This window comes from Vibrio sp. Vb0888, from assembly GCF_033338835.1.
Lineage (GTDB): Bacteria > Pseudomonadota > Gammaproteobacteria > Enterobacterales > Vibrionaceae > Vibrio > Vibrio alginolyticus.
In genome coordinates this window covers 1-1,115 of sequence record NZ_JAWOTL010000264.1, presented here as the reverse complement: position 1 = coordinate 1,115, position 1,115 = coordinate 1, and the positions used below count along the sequence as shown (strand labels likewise).

The following is a 1,115-nucleotide window of genomic DNA, read 5'->3' as shown; positions in this document are numbered from 1 at the left end:
ATTTCTGCGGCCAAGTCACCGTGAATACACTCGATGCCAATCATCATGCCGCGTCCCTTTTTCTGAACGAACATTTGCGGGAAACGACGCACGCAGCGATCAATCACTTCACTCACATTTTGCGAACATTGCTTAATGTGCGTTTCGAAATCGTCATTTGACCAGTAGATTTCTAGTGCTTTTGCCGCAGTAATAAATGCGTGGTTGTTACCACGGAACGTGCCGTTGTGCTCGCCTGGTTTCCATTGGTCAAGTTCTGGTTTCAGCAGTACAACCGCCATTGGCAGACCGTAACCACCGATCGATTTCGATAGCGTCACAATATCGGGTTCAATGCCTGATGGCTCAAAACTGAAGAATGTCCCAGTTCGACCACAACCAGCTTGAATATCATCGACAATCAATAGAATGTCGTTTGCTTTACATATTTTACTCAAGCGCTGTAGCCACTCATTAGAGGCGGCGTTTAAACCACCCTCGCCTTGTACTGTTTCCAGCAATACGGCTGCTGGTTTGTCCATCCCAGCAGAGTTGTCATTCAGCATAGTTTCGAACAGCGCCAAACCATCAACACCAGCGTAACCTTCGAACGGAATGCGCGTTACGTTTGTAAGGCTTGAGCCGTTACCTTGTCGATGATGCTGATTACCTGTAGCCGCCAGCGCGCCTGCGCTACAACCGTGGAAACCGTTAGTGAATGCAACAACGCTGCTTCTGCCTTTCACTTTTTTCGCCAACTTGAGTGCCGCTTCCACCGCATTCGTACCAGTTGGGCCGGTGAATTGAACTTTGTAGTCCAGTTTTCTTGGTTTTAAGATGTAGTTATCCAGCGCAGCGAGAAAGCCCGCTTTCGCTTCTGAATGCATATCCAAACCGTGAGTGATGCCATCCATTTCGATGTATTCAAGCAGTGCTTGCTTCAATACAGGATTGTTATGGCCATAATTTAGGGATCCCGCTCCAGCGAGGAAGTCTAAGTAGCGTTCACCTTGTTCTGTTTCTAGCCAGCAACCTTTCGCTTTGCGAAATACCACTGGAAAATTGTTTGAATATGAGCGTACGTTGGATTCCTGCTTTTTGAAAATATCCATGATGAGACCGTTTTTAATTCCTAT

Annotated in this window: 1 protein-coding gene; it reads right to left on the bottom strand. The window is 46.9% G+C overall.

Going from position 1 to position 1,115, the window contains the following annotated elements; genetic code table 11:
* Positions 1–1,091, bottom strand: a 1,091-nt coding sequence (ectB, locus tag R7P72_RS25510; RefSeq protein WP_318111020.1) for a diaminobutyrate--2-oxoglutarate transaminase, incomplete at its 3' end; no start/stop codon positions are given.
* Positions 1,092–1,115: the final 24 nt, after the last annotated feature.